This is a genomic window from Desulfosporosinus hippei DSM 8344, from assembly GCF_900100785.1.
Classification (GTDB): Bacteria; Bacillota; Desulfitobacteriia; order Desulfitobacteriales; family Desulfitobacteriaceae; genus Desulfosporosinus; species Desulfosporosinus hippei.
Map to the genome: position 1 here is coordinate 24,904 of NZ_FNCP01000010.1, position 19,188 is coordinate 44,091.

At 43.1% G+C, this 19,188-nt stretch carries 16 protein-coding genes; 2 read left to right on the forward strand and 14 right to left on the reverse strand.

The window, feature by feature from the left end; all coding sequences use genetic code 11:
* From BLS16_RS10250 to BLS16_RS10315, 14 genes are all read right to left on the reverse strand, one after another.
* Positions 1–1,002, reverse strand: coding sequence for an AAA family ATPase (locus BLS16_RS10250; protein WP_092332937.1), 1,002 nt, complete (start codon positions 1,000–1,002; stop codon positions 1–3).
* 71 nt (positions 1,003–1,073) lie between these two features.
* Entirely contained in the window at positions 1,074–2,897 is a 1,824-nt protein-coding gene (typA, locus tag BLS16_RS10255) for a translational GTPase TypA (RefSeq protein WP_034601876.1), read from the reverse strand.
* A gap of 181 nt (positions 2,898–3,078) precedes the next feature.
* Entirely contained in the window at positions 3,079–3,336 is a 258-nt protein-coding gene (gene hfq / locus BLS16_RS10260; protein WP_034601878.1) for an RNA chaperone Hfq, read from the reverse strand.
* 37 nt (positions 3,337–3,373) lie between these two features.
* A complete protein-coding gene (gene miaA, locus BLS16_RS10265; protein ID WP_092332939.1) occupies positions 3,374–4,315 on the reverse strand; it encodes a tRNA (adenosine(37)-N6)-dimethylallyltransferase MiaA in 942 nt (313 codons plus the stop codon).
* A 552-nt stretch (positions 4,316–4,867) separates the two neighbouring features.
* On the reverse strand, positions 4,868–6,856 hold the full coding sequence (gene mutL, locus BLS16_RS10275; protein WP_092332943.1) for a DNA mismatch repair endonuclease MutL: 1,989 nt from the start codon (positions 6,854–6,856) through the stop codon (positions 4,868–4,870).
* Entirely contained in the window at positions 6,853–8,187 is a 1,335-nt protein-coding gene (locus BLS16_RS10280) for a histone deacetylase family protein (RefSeq protein WP_092332945.1), read from the reverse strand. The genes mutL and BLS16_RS10280 overlap by 4 nt, the downstream gene beginning before the upstream one ends.
* Positions 8,184–9,851 (reverse strand): hydantoinase/oxoprolinase family protein, encoded by a 1,668-nt coding sequence (locus BLS16_RS10285; RefSeq protein ID WP_092332947.1) that lies wholly within the window; start codon positions 9,849–9,851, stop codon positions 8,184–8,186. Before BLS16_RS10285 ends, BLS16_RS10280 begins: the two co-directional genes overlap by 4 nt.
* Positions 9,852–10,074: 223 nt before the next feature.
* Positions 10,075–12,627, reverse strand: a complete 2,553-nt coding sequence (gene mutS / locus BLS16_RS10290) for a DNA mismatch repair protein MutS (protein WP_092332949.1) — start codon at positions 12,625–12,627, stop codon at positions 10,075–10,077.
* A 145-nt stretch (positions 12,628–12,772) separates the two neighbouring features.
* The gene (locus BLS16_RS10295) at positions 12,773–13,201 is read right to left on the reverse strand and encodes a YlbF/YmcA family competence regulator (RefSeq protein WP_092332951.1); all 429 of its coding nucleotides are present in this window, start codon (positions 13,199–13,201) and stop codon (positions 12,773–12,775) included.
* 76 nt (positions 13,202–13,277) lie between these two features.
* A complete protein-coding gene (miaB, locus tag BLS16_RS10300) occupies positions 13,278–14,612 on the reverse strand; it encodes a tRNA (N6-isopentenyl adenosine(37)-C2)-methylthiotransferase MiaB (RefSeq protein ID WP_092332953.1) in 1,335 nt (444 codons plus the stop codon).
* Positions 14,613–14,755: 143 nt separating this feature from the next.
* Entirely contained in the window at positions 14,756–16,018 is a 1,263-nt protein-coding gene (locus tag BLS16_RS10305; protein WP_092332955.1) for a D-alanyl-D-alanine carboxypeptidase family protein, read from the reverse strand.
* 143 nt (positions 16,019–16,161) lie between these two features.
* Positions 16,162–17,025, reverse strand: a complete 864-nt coding sequence (locus tag BLS16_RS10310; RefSeq protein WP_092332957.1) for a DegV family protein — start codon at positions 17,023–17,025, stop codon at positions 16,162–16,164.
* Between the two features lie 165 nt (positions 17,026–17,190).
* Positions 17,191–17,313 carry a hypothetical protein gene (locus BLS16_RS24555; protein ID WP_014903309.1) on the reverse strand — a complete coding sequence of 41 codons (123 nt, stop codon included), beginning with the start codon at positions 17,311–17,313 and terminating at the stop codon, positions 17,191–17,193.
* Positions 17,314–17,861: 548 nt separating this feature from the next.
* Positions 17,862–18,278: an acyl-CoA thioesterase gene (locus tag BLS16_RS10315; RefSeq protein WP_092332959.1), complete on the reverse strand. Its 417-nt coding sequence runs from the start codon at positions 18,276–18,278 to the stop codon at positions 17,862–17,864.
* 212 nt (positions 18,279–18,490) lie between these two features.
* Between BLS16_RS10315 and BLS16_RS10320 the strand changes: the two genes are divergently transcribed.
* Together BLS16_RS10320 and BLS16_RS10325 are read left to right on the forward strand one after the other, a co-directional pair.
* Positions 18,491–18,685 (forward strand): DUF896 domain-containing protein, encoded by a 195-nt coding sequence (locus BLS16_RS10320; RefSeq protein WP_242876254.1) that lies wholly within the window; start codon positions 18,491–18,493, stop codon positions 18,683–18,685.
* Positions 18,686–18,853: 168 nt separating this feature from the next.
* Positions 18,854–19,141, forward strand: coding sequence for a hypothetical protein (locus tag BLS16_RS10325; RefSeq protein ID WP_092332963.1), 288 nt, complete (start codon positions 18,854–18,856; stop codon positions 19,139–19,141).
* The last annotated feature ends 47 nt before the right edge of the window (positions 19,142–19,188 follow it).

The following is a 19,188-nucleotide window of genomic DNA, read 5'->3' on the forward strand; positions in this document are numbered from 1 at the left end:
TCAAAGATTGTCCATGTTTATATCGATGGGTAAAATTTGGATGAGTTCTTCACGGCTTGAGCTAGGCTTTTGAAATAAGCGAACAGCTTGTTGTCGAATAGTCTTCTCTACAAGATTACGAACAAGTCGAGCATTTCCGGCATAACGGTGAGAACTTAGTAAGGTCTGCAGATGAAACCGGAGAGTATCTTCAGCAGCCAAGGTTAACTCGTATTGCCGAAATTTGAACATCATTTTTCCGATTGCTAACAATTCTTCAATAGTATAGTCCGGAAAGTCAATATGTATAGGGAAGCGTGACCTTAGCCCCGGATTAGTTTGCAGAAACCAGTCCATTTCTTGACTATAGCCGGCCAAGATCAACACAAGATTGTCTTTATTATCTTCCATTGCTTTTACTAAGGCATCAATAGCCTCTTTCCCAAAATCCTTCTCCCCGCCGCGAGCTAAGGAATAAGCCTCATCAATAAACAGAACCCCACCTAAGGCTTTCTTGAGCTGATCACGAGTTTTTTGAGCAGTATGCCCGATATATTCACCGACCAGATCTGCACGCTCACACTCAATGATATGTCCTTTTTGCAAAACTCCCATTTCTTTAAATAGTCGACCGACTATGCGAGCCACAGTTGTCTTGCCTGTACCAGGGTTCCCTTTAAAAATCATATGGAGGACAAGGGGTTCAGCAATCAGCTTTTCCTGACTCCTTCGCCTTTGAATTTCCACAAAAGCTTGCAGGTCTCGGATTAAGCGCTTAACAATGACTAAGCCGATGAATGACTCTAATTCAGCTAATATCTCAGCAACTTTTTCTTTATCTTTATCTTTTTCTTTATCCCTGTCCTTCTCTTTATCCATGGAAGAAGGATTTGTTTTACGCAATCGTCCAATTCCCACCATGTCATTGATAGAACTATGTACCTTCTCTGTTCTGGGTGGTAAAGGAGTCTGAATAACCGGAGGGACTTGGTTGTCCGGGCCAAATTTTATTTTAATTGTCAAATACAGGCACCTCCCATCTTTATTACTATACGCAAGTAAAGATGAAAGGTGTCCTAAAAAACTTATTGTTATTATTTCCCTGTTAGAGTCTTAGCATAGCGGACACGAGCGGTGTGATCAAGATATTTTTTGCGCAGCCGGACGCTTTTAGGTGTGATTTCCACGAGCTCATCGTCGTTAATAAACTCTAAGGATTGTTCTAAAGAAAATTCTATGGGTTTGTCTAAACGAAGAGCCTCATCAGCAGAACTTGTACGCATATTGGTAAGTTGCTTTTTCTTACAAACATTGACTTCAATGTCTTGCTCACGCTTATTCTCTCCAACAATCATGCCTGCATACACATGAAGACCCGGGTCAACAAACAAAGTACCGCGATCTTGAGCAGCATATAAACCGTAAGCGTTTGTCTCTCCTTCTTCAAAAGCAATTAAAGCTCCACGACTTCTTCCCGGAATGTCACCTTTATAGGGTTCATAGCCTAAGAAGATGTGGCTCATCATACCTTCACCCCGGGTTTGAGACAAAAACTCGCCCCGGAAACCGATCAGTCCTCTGGCCGGAATCTTAAATTCAACCCGTAGTTGAGTTGTTGAGAGATTAGTCATATTGGCCATCTCAGCTTTACGTTTCCCTAAGAGTTCCATTACAGCACCCAGGGCGTTTTCCTGAAGGTCGCAAATTAAGAATTCCATAGGCTCGCATTTGACCCCATCGATCATTCTATAGATAACTTCGGGTTTGGAAACTTGAAGCTCATACCCTTCTCTTCGCATGTTCTCGATTAAGATAGAAAGGTGAAGCTCACCCCGTCCCGAGACTTTAAAGCAATCCGCAGACTCTGTCTCTTCAACTCGTAAACTAACGTTGGTTTCTACCTCTTTAAAAAGACGCTCCCGGATCTTGCGAGAGGTTACAAAATGTCCTTCACGCCCGGCGAAGGGGCTGGTATTGACCATGAAGTTCATGGACAGAGTAGGTTCGTCTACTTCAATAGTTGGTAAGGCCTCCGGATTTAAGGCACAGGCCACGGTTTCTCCGATATTGGCACTGGTAAGTCCTGTAAGGGCAACGATTTCTCCGGCTGAAGCCTCTGCAACAACCTCACGCTTCAGGCCTTCAAAAATCATGACTTTCCCGACTTTAGTACGTTCAAAACTTTCATCCCGCTTAATCAGCGTGACATTTTCATTCTGATGGATTGTTCCGCGCACAATCCGGCCAACAACAATTTTTCCCACATAATCGTCATAATCCAGTGTGGTTACCAACATCTGAAACGGTGCTTCCAGATCAACAACTGGTGCCGGAATATGCTCTATTATCACTGAGAAGAGAGGGGCCAAAGAAGTATCTAGGGACTCATGGGCCAGGCCTGCTATCCCAGTACGAGCTGAGGCATAAACAACCGGGAAATCTAATTGCTCGTCGTCAGCGCCTAACTCTATAAAGAGGTCTAAGACTTCATCGACTACCTCGTTCGGACGAGCATCCGGGCGGTCAATTTTGTTAATTACGACGATCGGAACCAGCTTGAGTTCTAAAGCTTTGCGTAAAACAAAACGTGTTTGAGGCATTGGTCCTTCAAAGGAGTCAACAATCAGGAGTACCCCATTGACCATCTGTAATACCCGTTCGACCTCACCGCCAAAGTCAGCATGTCCTGGAGTATCGATGATATTGATCTTTGTCCCTTCCCAATGCACAGCTGTGTTCTTTGACAAAATGGTAATTCCACGTTCACGTTCTAAATCATTGGAATCCATGACGCGTTCAATTACTTGTTGATTGGCTCGGAAGGTTCCACTTTGTTTTAACATGGCATCAACAAGCGTGGTTTTCCCATGATCTACGTGAGCGATAATAGCAATATTTCTTAAGTTGCGAGTTTCCATAGTAGGATTTTAGTTCCTTTCTTTCACTAATCTAATCATATCACTTTAAGATATCATAGTTGGGAAACGAATTCAAGCATGAAGAACTAAGTTCAGTTAAAGCCGAACTTAGTTCTTCATGCTTTGAGGTTATTCTTGTATTGCGAGGTCTAATTTAAGTATTACCCTATTCAGCCTCGATTTATCCTTTTATTGCATTAGACTCTGCTGCACTGGCAGCGGCTAGATTAATTGGACGTATCGGCATAACCGTAGAGATAGCATGCTTATAAACCATCTGCTGTCTGCCCTCAAACTCAATAACAACCGTGAAGTTATCAAATCCTTTAATAAGTCCCTTAAGTTGAAAACCATTTACCAAATATATGGTCACAGGAAGGTTTTCCTTGCGTACCTGATTTAAAAAAGTATCTTGTAAATTGATGGGCGATTTGTTCATTTATTTTCCTCCATCACCTTATTTTTCTATTCATTATCTATTTTACACGAGATTGTTGAGCTCTGCAAGCTTGAACCACAGACTCTAGTAGTTGGTTAAAGTCCGTCTGGATATCATACCAACTAATTCTAGGATCTCTGTTAAACCAGGTTAGCTGTCGTTTAGCAAAATGCCGCGTATCTCGCTGGAGCAGTCGCAGCATTTCAGGCTGAGTGACTAGACCCTGCAAGTGCCAAACAGCGTGTCGGTAGCCGATGCTCTGTAATGGCTTCAATGTGGGAGTATAGCCATCCTTAATAAGTGCTAAAGTCTCCTCTAGCAAACCTTGGGAAAGCATTTCCACGCACCGTTGATTAATTCGCTCATAAATAAGGCTGCGGGGTGCAGTCAGCCCAATATAGAGTACCGAAGGATCCAGAGGTTGGTATTGATCATCTTTAAATTGTCGTTGACTTGATTGAGGTTTTCCTGTCAATTCATAAATTTCAAGAGCTCGAGTAACTCTTAAGACATCGTTAGGATGAAGTTGCTCGGCAGTTTGAGGATCTCGTTTATTAAGTTCTTCATGTAGCAGTAAGTTTCCATGGGAATCGGCAAACTTCTTCCACTTCAAGCGAATTTCCTCACTGCCGTGTTGCGAGAAATCATAAGGATCAAGTAAGGACCTAATATAGAGCCCCGTTCCACCCACGATAATCGGAAAATGTCCACGTCCCCTTATTTCCTCTATCAGAGGAGTTGCTAACAATTTAAACTGAGCTGCAGTGAAGGGTTCTGCCGGATCCAGAAAATCAATCAGGTGATGAGGTACTAGTTGGAGTTCTTCCGGTGTAGGTTTAGCCGAACCAATATCCAGCTTCTTATAAACCTGTACAGAATCTCCCGAGATAATTTCTCCGCCAATTTTCTGAGCAAGAGCTAACCCCAAACCTGACTTACCAATACCCGTTGGGCCAATAATAATAACAAGTGGATACACCTAACCATCTCCAATGCCAAAGTAACTCGTACAATGTGTTCACTTCTGTGGATCGAAGCCGCCCTGTTTTTTGGGTCTCAGGTTTTACAGAGTAGTAGCCTTCCATACCGATGCGGCATCGCAGATGATGAAATACTAAATCTGTCTTTCTAACATGCTAAGGATTTTGCAAAGCCTTACGTGAGCCCCCCACCAAAGTACAGCATAAACTCCCATCAAACTGGCTGGAGGAGCGCTTTTCTGCTAAGCGGATGCGTCAGTGGAGCCGCGCTAAGGCGAGCACAGACGGTTCGCGTCCCCGTAGCGCGCCGCAGGTTCACATGCAGAAATACCTAGAGGTTCGGACGCGCTCGCGAACCGTCCAGCGAGCCAGCGGCGGAACTCGCAGACGCGTGCAGATCGAAGACACTGTCTTCGCACGGGTTAAAACAGCCAGCAAGCGCTCCCCCCAGAGACAGACAGAAGAACTGCCCCCCTGTTTCCCCAGGATGAGTTTCTCCGAGTAGTATACCCATTGTTCTAATGCCCACAAACTTACCGTCCACCTTTAATCTATGTTCGATAAAAGCGTTTTTCAAGTTCGGAGCGTGTCATAGTAACCATCGTAGGCCGTCCATGGGGACAGGTATAGGGATTTTCAGTCCGGCTTAAACTTGCTATTAGTTGCTCCATTTCCGGCAGGCTCAAGGAATCTTGGGCCTTAATAGATTCCTTACAGGCTAACATATAGATCCATTCCTCTAATATTTTATCAAAGGTTGGCGGGGAATCTTTCATGAGTACATTTTCGATGAACTGACGGAGCATTTCGTCAGCCTGAAATGAACCTGTTTGGACTGGTATCCCTCGCAGTAAATAAGTCCGAGAGCCAAACTGTTCAATTATAAAACCCATTTCATTGAGAATCCAGAGGTTTTCCAAAAGCACTTGTTCTTCCTGGAGGGTAAACTCCATAGGGATCGGAATTAGAAGTGTCTGACTGTATTGATCTGCTGCTTTAAACTCCTTGAGAAGTCGCTCATAGTTGATTCGCTCATGGGCAGCATGTTGGTCAATCATTATAAGAACTTTACCATCAGTTGCCAGAATGTAGGTGTTGAAAAGTTGGGTTAATGGCCACATATGGTTAAGGGATTCCCCAGCTGGCGTATTTGAATTGATATCCTTTTGATTCTGGATTTTTAGTGATTCAATATCAACAACTTTTTGATATTTCGCTCCAATTGGTTCAATTAGATCAACCTTTTGTTTATTTATGCTATCAAGACTAAGCATAGTCTCCTGGGGTAAAGCGCTCGGCTTTTTCTCAATGATGGGGAGTTGACGGGAGAAATCAATTTTCGGTTGTTCATAGGTTTTAGTTTGATTGGATTTTACCGATTGCCCAGAATTTATAACCGGCGGAATCGGCTGTTCCGATTCCCGTAGTTTTAGATCACTATAGGAGGATAAAGGCCGAGCCGGAGATTCCGGTCTTGAAAAACTTACAGGCGTGGGTATGTTTGATTTATTAGTCGGTGTCGGTTGAGTTTGCATAGAGGGTAAAGGTTTGCTATTAAGTAAAGTCTGATATACTGCTTCTTTAATAAATTGAGATAGAGCTTGTTCCTCTTTAAAGCGCACATCCATTTTTGTGGGATGAACATTTACGTCATAATCTCCAGGGGAAACCGTTAAATGTAGTACAACAATGGGGTGAAGCTTGACAGGAATTAACGTGTGATACCCCTCTGTCAGTGCCCGACTTAAGATGGAAGAGCGAACGGTCCGTCCATTGAGCATAAAATACTGAGATTGTTTAGAAGAACGGACTAAGTTCGGAGGGCTGATATAACCTTCAAGCTGCCACTTTTCATGCCGGGCTGTGATTGGCAGCAGTTGGCGAGCGATAGTATGCCCTAGAACCGCTGCTATTGCTTCCAGTAAATCTCCACGTCCCGTTGTTTGCAATACAACTTGACTTGGATGGGTCAGGGAAAAGGCGATTTCCGGGTGAGCTAAAGCAATCCGCCCAATTGTATCACTGATCAGACCAAATTCTGTTGGAGTGGATTTTAAAAATTTCAAACGGGCTGGTGTATTAAAGAAAAGATCTCGGACGGTAACCGCTGTACCAATTGGGCATCCAATTTCTTCATACTCCCCTTGCCCTGCATCGTTCAAGGTTAGGCTTAACCCGGCTACCTCATCGGCGGGACGCGAAGAAATCTGGAGGCGGGAAACGGAAGCGATGCTCGGCAAAGCTTCCCCTCTGAAGCCCAAAGTCTGTAGATGATCTAAATCTTCAATCGTGGTAATTTTAGAGGTGGCGTGACGGATCACCGCTAAAGGTAAATCCTTTGTTCCGATTCCACACCCATCATCCCGCACTCGTATCAAGGGAACACCATTACCTTCGATTGAAATATCAATATGTTTTGCTCCGGCATCAATGGAGTTTTCAACGAGTTCCTTAACCACTGAAGCAGGACGTTCCACGACTTCACCTGCGGCAATTTGATTGGCTGAGTGGGCATCAAGAATATGAATCACCGGTGTCAAAACTTCCTCAATCCTTCTTTCCTGTTCCAGACGTAATGTGAATCGTGAAGCTGATTCTGAAGAAAACCATAGGAGAAGCTTTCCTTAGAGTTTTGGAGATGCTCCCACAGGTCATAGCCTGCTTGCTCACAACTTGCGCAGGCTTGAAATGGAATCCGCACTAATATTGACTTTTCAGTGTACTTTCTGCTCTCAATGTATACTGTTCCTCCACAATCACTGCACTCACGAACGTAATCATGTCTTGTCTCTTGAAAACCCTCAGTATCATAATAAACAGAATGAGGGCTATAAATCCAGTTTCCACTAGGAAAAAAGGGCTTGCTCTGAAAGGATAGGCTGGGCTTAGCAGCTTCTTGCTGTCTTTTAAGTTCTTGAATATAGGGTTTCAAGGCTGCCAAAGTTACAGTATTGCGCTTTATTTTCTGCGGCTCCCGGACATGATGATAGTCTTCTCCGGCAAGTGCCAGTAAAATGGCCAAGTTGACATAAGGGAGTGCCCCCTCAATGGAATATCCTCCTTCGAGGACCGCTAAATCCGGCTGAAGAAGTTCTGTAATTCGACCATACCCTGCAGCTGTCAAGTTCATAGAAGCCAGGGGATCTGTAAAATGGTTATCCTGACCGGCAGAATTAATAATAATATCCGGAGCAAAGGCATGCAAACGCGGTAATACCCAGTTTTCCAAGACGTAATGGTAGCCTTCATCCCCTGTTCCAGGTGGAAGTGGAATGTTTAGAGTCAGATCCCAGGCATTAAAACCACCCTTTTCATTGACAAAACCACTTCCTGGATATAGTGTGCGCCCATCTTGATGCAGAGAAATAAAAAGGACATTAGGGTCATGATAGAAAATATCTTGAGTTCCATCGCCATGATGGACATCTGTATCGACAATTGCAATTTTCTTTTTTCCAAAACCGGCTCTCAAATAGTTGACCAGAATAGCTTCGTTGTTAAGAGAGCAGAACCCTCGATTACCCCATACAGTAGCGCCTGAATGATGACCGGGGGGGCGGGCCATTACAAAGCCATTATGAATTTCACCCTTCACTTGTGCTTCTCCCAGCAGAAGCGAACTGCCTGCCGAAATAAGATGAGGATCCAGACCCTCCGTATGGGCTTCCGGATTCGGGAATAAGGCTTGGGTTCTGAGAACATCTTTCAGAGAAGCAACTCGAGGAGAATACTGCTTGATCTGAGGCAAATCAAGAACCCCTTCTTCAAAAAGCTGTTCTTGGGTATAGAGGAGACGCTCTTCACGTTCCGGATGGGAGTCGCCTAATGACCAATCGAAAGCCGGGAAAAACAATATTCCTGTTCTTTTCATACTTGTACCCTCCCGATTACACCGGGCCGAACGTGTACAGACCCGCGGACGATTTGACCGACAGTTTGATAGTTTTGAACGATGGGAAAGAAATCAAAGGGTTCCTTCTCCATGTCTTGAACTTCAATACCATAGTCTGCAGCTTGCTGTTGAGCAAGTGCTTCGATAAAGCCTTCCACTTCCCGGTGGGGTCGGAGAGCACCCGTCCACTTCCCTTGTTCTCCCGTCTCTTCCACGCGATATTGTTTTATATATGTGTCTAGATGTAGAGTACAGTCAAAGGTGGGTTTGGAGAGAGCAGCCCCCAGAGCATTAGAAACTTCCGGAAAGGCTCCCAGCTGTACCGGTGTTTTAAGTCTCTTTCCCAGGGCTGTAGTAATTCCTCTTGCTCCCCCACCACTAACGATGGTTCGGAAAGTTTTGTTTTCCTGGGGATGAAGAACTTCCCAAACCTTGTAGGCCGGTTCTTCCTGCCATTCTCGTTGGAGAGAATCCACTGCTCTCGCTATTTTTTCAACCACGATATTGATGATGTCTAGAGCTAGCTTCTCAAGAGTCTCTGGGGTTCTTTGTTCCGATGGTAAAAGAGAGTATAGTCCTTCTTCTGCCAGACCTAAATCACCATAGTCAATCAGCTGCAGGTAACGCATGGCATCTGTAGGGGTTGGATTTGCTCCCCCCAGACAATATGCCGAACCCATCCGATAGTTTTCCAGCACAACACCCTGATCATTGAGGCGGACAACTGAGTCTCCCCCCACCGGAATAGATCGCACGGCAAGGGAGCGGACAAGGGTGGAAAACTCACCGATCTGAGCTCCTTTTGAACTAAGGAGCGGAACCCCTGATAAAGCCAGACCAATATCTGTCGTGGTACCGCCAATATCAACAATAATCGATGATTCATCAGGGGCTGTTTGAGTTAAGGCGGCTAAGACACTCGCTGCGGGTCCGGAATAAATAGAATCGATGGGTCGGATTTTGGCGAGAGGTAAGCTTCCTCCATCCGCCTTTAAAATGAAAATAGGGGCTTGAATGTTCCGGGCCCTAACCGCAGCTTGCAGTTGTTGAACAAATTGTTGGTAGAGGTCAGAAACACCTAGATTAAGATAAGTCGTTAGACTACGTCGATAAAAATTCGACTGGCCCCACTCATGACCGAGGGCTATTCTTATCGTAGGATTATGTTCTTTAAGATAACCTGCCAACTGTTCTTCGTGCAGAGAGTTGCGGTGGGAAAACTTCCCCACAATTGCTACATGGCTGTAATCATCCTCTAAATCGGCTAAGTTAAGTTTCTGCCATTCCTCTTCATCGGGTGACGTGATTTCTCTGCCCCGATAATCCATTTCCCCTCTAAGTTCTGTGTAATTAACCGGCCAAGGAAGTGCATCAACTTTCATTCCATTTCCAGAGTATAAGAATAATTTAACCGGAGGAATTCTGTTCTGGAGTATAGCGTTTGTAACTAGTGTGGTACTTACAGTGATCTGGCTGATCTCTTGTTCGTCTTGGATTTTCAAGTTGTCAAAAGCGTTCATAAGGGTTTCGACTAAGTTTTCAGACTGTGTGGGCACCTTGGCAGTGTGTCGGATCTGACCATTGGTAATATAAACGGCATCAGTATAAGTTCCTCCCACATCAATACCTATTCGGTTGAACATAAGTTACCCCCTTTATCGGTGTTCGAAGTTCAATGCAGGATCACAAACCTGCTAGGAAATATCGAACTGTTTTCCTGAACATAACTTTTACGGGACTTGAAAGTTCACCTTACCTGAACTGGGTCATCACCATAATTTTGCATCCTTCGATTTCCTTTTAAGAAGTCGCACCATACTCAGATTACCTTAAACTACGCCTTTCAGATTTCGAACCTCGAGTACCCTACAAGGTTTCTGTCGATTGGATACGCTCCCGCAAATCAAAGAGATATTGGAGAGCTTGACGAGCAGTCATATCTTCCAAAGGCAGCTTCTCAATCTCTTGCAGAAGCGGATGGACTTTCGGAACATCGAATAATGAGAATTGAGTAATAACCTCTGCCGACTTATCAGAAGCATGTACGGGTTCAGAGGATTCCAGATCCAAGAGTAAAGCTTTAGCACGAATAATCAGTTCCTGGGGCAGGCCGGCCAGCCTGGCTACTTGAATGCCATAACTGCGGTCTGCTCGACCGGGTAAGATTTTGTGCAAAAATACAATATCCTCTCCTCGTTCCTTAACTCCAACATGGAGGTTAAAGAGTCCGGGGAAGTTATCCTGAAGCTGAGTCAACTCATGATAGTGTGTAGCAAAGAGAGTCTTAGGGGTAAACTGAGGATTTTGCACAAGATGCTCGCTGACGGCCCAAGCAATACTAAGTCCGTCATAAGTGGCAGTTCCTCGCCCGATTTCATCCAAGATGATTAAGCTATTTCTGCTGGCATATTTCAAAATGTGTGCTACTTCATGCATCTCAACCATGAATGTACTTTGACCTGCCGCCAAGTCATCCGATGCTCCTACTCGAGTAAAAATGCGATCAACCAAGGCAATACTAGCCTTTTTCGCTGGGACAAAAGAACCTATGTGAGCCATTAATACAATTAAGGCCACCTGCCTCATATAGGTTGATTTACCCGCCATATTAGGACCGGTGATGAGCGCTAAATGTTGATTTTCGGACATTAGTGTATCATTAGGAACAAAGGTGCCTTGTTCAATCATTTTTTCAACGACCGGGTGACGACCTTCCGTTATCTGAATTTGTCCGTCGGTCTTGATCTGGGGACGAACATAATGATTATTAACAGCTACTTCTGCTAAGCTAACAAAAACGTCGATTTCTGCTAAGACTTGAGCAACGCTGATGATTTTTTTGGCATTTGCCCGAACCTGTTCTCGCAAGGCCAATAAAAGTTCGTATTCCAGGTCTTTTAGTTTTTCCTCGGCACCAATAATTTTTAGCTCATATTCCTTAAGTTCCGGAGTAATAAATCTTTCAGCATTAGACAAAGTTTGTTTACGTTGATAATCCCCGGGTACAAGATGAGCGTTGGCATGAGTTATCTCGATATAGTAACCAAAGACTTTATTATACCCTATCTTTAGGGAGCGGATTCCGGTGCGTTCCCGTTCCGCATTCTCTAACTGGGCCAGCCACTCTTTACCACCTGTTGCAATGATCCGTAATTCGTCAACTTCTTGTGAATAACCGGTCTTAATAAGATTTCCATCTCGTAGAGATAATGGTGGGTTAGGATTAATCGCCTTCTGCAAATTCTCAACAAATGAACCTAGGCCATCTAGCTTAGGCACTTTGACTTTTAGAGTTTCGGCAGTGCTTGAGGTTATAATTGTGGTAATATCAGGAAGAAGGGCTAAGGTTTGAGTCAATAATAATAGATCTTTAGCATTAGCTGTACCGTAAGATACTTTTCCCATTAATCGCTCCAGGTCATAGACCTCTGAAAGAAGTTTTTGGAGATCTTTCCGGAGAAAAGCGTCCTCTATTAGTTCTTCTATGGAGTTAAGACGTCCTTCTATCTCATCTTGCTTAAGCAAGGGCTTATCAATCCAATGCCTCAATAGTCTACCCCCGAAGGCAGTATGGGTGGCATCAAGAACAGAAAGCAGGGTTCCCTTCTTTCCAATACCTCTGAGGGATTCAGTGAGCTCTAAATTTCGTCGCGTCCATTGATCAAGGAACATCCAACGTTCAGAGCGGTATGTTTTGATTTCAACAATATGAGTAGGGTCAACCCCTGGCATAGTCTCTAATAAATAGCTCCATAAACCGGTAGCAGCAAGAGTTGCAATTGGGAACTCTGCAAATAATCCCTCTTGACCATGGAAATGCTCCCGCATGGCTGGGGTTTTAAAGGTTGTTTGTTCGCGAACAGTACAGTAATATTGCACCCACAACTTAGGGTTTTTAACGAGTTCAGGTGTTAGGAGAAGCTCCGCAGGATTTATTCGAGCAATTTCAGCCAGCAAAACATCCAGGTGAGGAGTTTGAAAAACTGTGAATTCACCTGTCGATAAATCCAGAAAGGCCAGCCCCCATTGTTCAGAGTAATAAACACTTGCCAAATAATGGTTTGATCCTTCGGCAACTGATTCTGTCAGTGTACCCGGAGATACGATGCGAATTATATCTCGTTTAACAATCCCTTTGGAAGCCTTTGCATCTTCAACTTGTTCACAGATAGCAACTTTATGCCCTGAACGAACCAGCTTTACTAAATAGTTTTCCACAGCATGATAAGGGATTCCACACATTGGAATCCTTTTTCCATCCCCAGCATCTCTTGCCGTCAAGGCTATTTGCAAAATAGGCGCTGCAGCTTCTGCATCTTCACCAAACATTTCGTAAAAATCCCCTAATCGAAAAAACAGAATAGCATCCGGAGCTTGTTCTTTTATGCTCTTATATTGCAGCATCATGGGGGTAGTCATTTATGCTTCTCCCCTTTAAGTTAATTTATCCAAAAGAGATTGATTAGATAGTCAATCATTCTTATAAATCCTTAAACCCCAAAAGGGAAGAGCTCAGATTAAAGCCCTTCCCTCTCGTTAGTTTTGTGATTGGTATTGAGGGGAATTAGATCCCTCCGCAACCACAGCCTGCACTTCCGCAACCTCCAGGAGTACATCCGCTGGGATCGCAACTGTCATCCGCGCAGGAACAACCTCCTGACGCTCCCGCAATAGCACCTGCTAGAATGGCATTAACACTATCCAACATTTCTGTGAATTTGTCTTGTGCATCCATATAAGCTGAAATGGCGTCATTGGCCTGAACTTTAGCTTCGATTTCGTCCACCGCAATTTTATCAGCTTCAGAAGGCTCTGCCCCATTTTGTTGAACTTCCATGAAATGTTCCTGAGCTTTCTGTAATTCTGCAATCAATTGTTGTGCTGAAGGATCAGCAGCCATTGCATCTTCCTTACTATGCAATTCAGCAAGTTCGGAGCTTCGCGCAATAGCGTCAGCTAAGAGTCGAGCATGTTCGATTATTTCATTTGTCATGTATCACACCTCCTCATATTACATTCTACATAGAATAGTATGATTCCTGCTTATATTATGCATTCTCAAACAAATTCTACATTTCTGGGTTTACAATTTCTCCAACCAGTGTCCAAGTTGCAGCTTCAGTAATTTGAATATTTACTAATGAACCAATAATGTCGGAATTACCTTTAAAAACAACTAGTTCGTTTCCGCGAGTTCGACCGGTAAAACGCTCAGGATTTGTTTTGCTCGGACCTTCGACCAATATCTCGTAGGTTTTCCCTAGCATACGTTGGCGCCATTCCAGACTCTGAGCGTTTTGAACACTCATTAATCTCTGTAATCTGCGCTTTTTGATATCGAGAGGAATTTGGTCTTCCATATCGGCGGCAAGTGTTCCTGAACGTTTGGAATACATAAACGTAAAGGCATGACTATACTGGATTAATGTCATAATTTCTAAGGTTTGTTCAAAGTCCGTCTCAGATTCCCCGGGAAAACCAACAATTATGTCCGTGGTCAAGCTCGCCTGAGGCAAGAGTTCACGTATCTTACTGATTCTACTGAGATAGTATTCCCTGGTATATTTCCGATTCATGCGTTCCAAAATAAAATTGCTCCCAGATTGGATGGGGAGATGAAAGTGTTCGCAAAGTTTCTCTCCTGAAGCAACGACGGCGATTAGCTTGTCGGACAAATCTTTAGGATGAGAAGTGATGAAGCGAACCCTCAAAAGTCCTGGGATCTGATCAACGTCCCGCAGCAAATCAGCGAAATCATAGTGGGGCGAAAACTCCTTACCATAGGAATTTACATTTTGCCCAAGTAAGGTGACCTCCCGACATCCACTGGCCACCAGGTCTTTAATCTCTTGAATTATTTCCTCAGGTTTACGACTTCTCTCTCGGCCCCGGACATGGGGGACAATACAGTAGGAGCAAAAGTTATTACAGCCATACATAATATTAACATTTGCCTGAAGCTTGCCTTTTTCAGCGAGGGGAGTTGATTCTAAGGTTTTTTGGGGTTCTTTCCACACTTCCGCTGCTTTTTCCCCTTGCTCCGCTTTATGCAATAGAGTAGAAAACTCATGAAGATTATGAGTTCCTGTCCAGATATCTATATGAGGGGCACGTTTTTGGAGTTTCTCTAAAGCACCCGGTTGTTGAACCATGCATCCACTAATGGCAATTTTTAAGTTGGGATTCTTTTCTTTTAGCCTTTTTAGCTCTCCGATTTTTCCCAATATTTTGTTCTCGGCGCTTTCTCTTACACAACAGGTATTTATTATCACTAGATCCGCACTGGCGAGATCATCTGAACTGGTGTAGCCTTCTTGGCGGGTTATTTGTTTTAGGGTCTCAGCGTCACGTTCTGACATCTGGCAGCCATAGGCTAAAGTAACTACTTTTTTTTCTTTTTCCAAGTAATGTTCAACTCCAAATCCCACTATTAAAATTATGCACTTAGTTTAAGATTACTGTTCCAAGCTTGAGTGCCTGATTATATAACTGCAAGAGATATTATGCACTTTCTCAGGCAATTTTATAATAATTCTTCTCTAAGCCATTATAACCCATCTCTTCTTCTCGACCGCCTGACCTGCCTTCGCCAATAAAGAGTTTTTCGTCGCTTCTTATACAAGGAGTTTAGGAAAAATATAGTGCCGGATAAAAGCAATGTTCCAATAATCCAAGTTGAAAACGATGAAACAGATCCGGCAAGGGATGCTTTAACCGGTTCCGGATGAACTGACTTAGCAGCTTTTAAAGGAAAAACATCTATTTGGGTCTCTCCCTCTAAAACCGCAACTTGCCCAAGGACTTGTCCCTCTTCAACAGATGTTAAGGGGTCTGTCGATAAGGGTGTTACACGGAGATTTAGAGTATTCTCCGGTGCATTAAGCTTTTGGGTTGAATAGATTGGTTGATCAAGGACAAGATCTACAGGTTCAGTATTGACTGTAATTGATGAAATAACAGCCCCAGCGGGTTTGATTATCGTATTGCTAAACTGAGTAAAGCCATAATCAAACATATTTTGCATATCTGTATAGATTTCTCGCCCGGGTGACTTAAGAATCACCCCAATCAGCTGACGTCCCTCTTTAGTGGCTGAGGCAACAAGGCAATTTTGGGCAGCGGCAGTATAACCTGTCTTTATGCCATCAACCGAAGAGTCTCTCCACAATAATTTATTCTCATTAACCATTAAGACCGGAACATCGGCCTTAGATCTGGAGATAGGCTGGGTCTTCGTGCGTACGAACTCAGCAAATATTGGATTTTGATAAGCCTCTCGGGCAATAAGGGCCAAATCATGAGCAGTTGTCAGGTGTCCTGTTTCTGTTAAACCACTTGGATTTACAAAATGTGTATTAGTTGCCCCAATTTCACTGGCCCGCTGGTTCATCATCTCCACAAAGTGGCTCATGTCCTTACCTACATACTCAGCCAGGGTAACTGCAGCATCATTGGCTGAATTTAACAAGGTTGCATAGAGAAGATCTTTAAAGAGTATTTGTTCTCCGGGTTCAAGGTATATTTGAGTACCATAAACTACTTTATTATTTAACATAGTTTTACTAACCGTCACCATATCGTCAAAGTTTCCATTTTCAATGGCTAGAAGCCCTGTCATTATTTTAGTAGTGCTTGCCGGAGCCAATTGTTTATCAGGATTTTTCACAAAGAGGGTTTGTCCAGATGATACGTCAATCAGAAAAGCACCTTCTCCACGGACATCCGGTGGAGGAGTATTTTCAGCATAAGCAACTGGTGAGGAGCTAATTATTATGAATAATGCCAGAAAAACCGATCTAAATAATCTCAAAAGTGTTCCCCCTATAACAGCTTGAATAGTTTAGTAAACATACCCATGTAAGGCAAACTTTCTAGCGGTGCACTAATCTCAAAAAATCAAGGTTAGTCTGCATCGCACTTGTCGGCCCTTATTCAACAGTCAAATGTCTTGATTTAGTTATTCTGAGTCGGATAGAAAAGAGCCAAGGTTCCGGGTCCGGTATGACTACCAACAACACATCCTATTTCACTAATCCAAATATCTTTAACTTGAAACCGTTGGCGAATCTCCTCAGCTAAGATTTGTGCATCATTAAAGCAGGTTGAATGAGATATTCCAATCACTTGCTGGTGGAGATTTTCCATGTGCTCCAAGTCATCTGCCATGATCTCAACCAATTTACGAATAGCTGAACGTCTGGTACGAACTTTAGCAAAGGGCTCAATCTTTCCTTCAGAAGTAAAGTGCAATATAGGCTTAACATCGAGCAGCCCACCAATAAATCCAGCTGGTCTACTAACTCTGCCACCTTTAACAAGATACTCCAAATTGTCTATCGTGAAAACGTAACGCATGTTTTTCCGATACTCTAAGATAGTTTTTTCAGCCTCTTCCCAAGAGGAAGCATATTGCAAAACAGTTTGAGCAAATAATGCTAATAAGCCATAACCAAATGAGGCACCTAAGCTATCGATGACGTGAACGCGCTCGGGAGCAGAGGTCATCTCACGAATCATTCGCGCGGTGGAAACCGTTGAACTTAAACCCGAGGAAAGATGAATTGCAACAACCTCATGACCTTCTGACAAAACTTTCTCATAGGCTTCCAAAAGGGTGTTTGGATTGGGTTGAGATGTTTTAGGTAATTCCTTAAACGTTTCAAATTTCGAATAGAAGTCATTAGTCTGTAAATTAATTCCTTCTAAAAATGTTTCACCATCAATTGTAACGGGCATGGGAACAGTAGTTATGCCTGCATTTGTTGCTTTGTCCAAAGGAATATCAGAGGAACTGTCAACAACTACTTTGAAGGACATTGCTACACCTCCTACAAAACGATACAAATCTATAACTCAATTTATATTCTGTGTAAACTGGGATTATCCTGCTATTTCAAAACAAAAATAAAAGCCCATCTAAAGATGAGCAAATTATTTGCCTAATTTAATTCTACACGAGACAGAAAGGAATTATCCGTAGTTCTATGATGCTATCTTTTGAATGATTGCGTGCTGACCAAGGATTGCCATTAGATTAGGAAGTTCTTGATTTTTAACAACCCGATAATTGACTTCTTCCCCTTCAATCCAAGTTACAAGAAACATAGGATCCCTTCTCTCTTTGTATTATGTATACATAATACCACATGGCAAGTTGGAATTCAAATATCCGTCATACGATTCTTTAATGTCGGAGTAGCCTACCATGCCGCAGCTAAGGCGGCACCATCAGGGAATGAAAAGCTAAAGGACTGTTTTCCTCTCACGCGAAGGCTTACCTGAGTCCCCAAGGTAATACTTACACTCCTAGCAAACTGGCTGGAGGAGCGCTTTTCAGCTAAGCGGATGCGTCAGTGAAGCCGCGGTAAGGCGAGCACCGACGGTTCGCGTCCCCGTAGCGCGCCGCAGGTTCACATGCGACGGAACACGATGTTCCTAGTGCCGCATGCGCCACGAACGGCATAGCATGCGGCCAGGAATACCCAGAGGTTCGGACGCGCTCGCGAACCGTCCAATGAGCCAGCGGTGGAACTCGCAGACGCGTGCGGAACGACGAAGACACTGTCTTCGCACGGGTTAAACCTTCTTGCAGCTCCGTCTTCGCACGGGTTAAAAAGTCTAAAAAGCGCTCCCCCCGGATTTCTACTTCCATTTTATTCCCTTTTGGCAAATAGAGGCTCCAAGCGACTCCATATGTCATATTTGCGAACATCGGCTAGACGTCCCTCTTGATTCAAGAAAACATGAACAGTCTTTCCTTCTGCTAATAGGGTTTGTTCTCGATATACATGGTAACTAAAAACAACTCTGCGTGTAGTCATGTTTTCGATTTCAGTAACAATAATAAGCTCATCATCATAGCGAGCGGGTTGACGATATCTGCAATTAGCCTCGATTACCGCTAAACCCAGTCCTTGTTTTTCAAATTCTGTATAAGGAAGGTTTAACTCTCTAAACAATTCTGATCGCCCTACTTCAAACCAGATTAGATAATTAGAATGATATACAATTCCCATTTGATCTGTTTCTGCATAACGTACGCGTAAAGTTGTTTTTGATGACAAAATCATTAAACCGCCTTCTTTCCTACTAAATATTGTGAGTTAGTACTTAATCACGGTTACTGGGCTAAATACCAGACCTAAAAATTATTAAACACAAACTACATAGAAGCAATTTGTAAGTGATTTCTCACTTATGCTATAATGAGCAGAAAATGAAGATAGTTCGGTAGTTTGTGATTCAAATGATAATGTATATCCCAAAAAAAGGAGGATCATCCTTGAGTACTTCAGCCATACAAATATTTATCGAACGAATTAATGAGTTGTCCAGAAAAAAACGGACAGTTGCTTTAGAGGAATGGGAAGCCGCAGAGCAAGAAGCCTTACGCCAAGAGTACCTGACTTTTATTCGTGAACAAGTTAAAGAAACTCTCAGCAATGTCCAAGTTGAAGAGGACTCCCCTCTACAATAACAAGAATTTACTCAAAAGCAAGTCAAATACTTATATTTTTAGAGCAAGCATTTCTTGCTCTATTTTTTTATGTCTCTCCATTTAACCCTTTCAAAAAGCGTATTTGTTTTAATCATAAAGCAAATAATAACAATGTTAGATAAACTTCATGTAAGGAGGAGATCATCTTTGCCCGAACGTATTATTAAGTATGGTGGAGTTAAATTCCGAAATCTTGTGCCCCCGGTGAAAATAAACCGCTTTGTCAATAGTTTACCCCGGGATAAACGGGATTCTTTATTTGAGATTGCCAGCGAATTACAGCATGCCGGCTTAATTCGAGTCTTTAATGACCGGGAGCATAGTACAATTGATAAAGATTTAGTTGATGATCAAATGACTAATACAGGAAATTATAATCATGATTTACAAAGTCTTAAAAGAAGTATGGATGATTCATTAACCCTCCCCAAATAATTGCAAAAATCTAGATTAAACGCGAATAGTCCAAGGACTATTCGCGT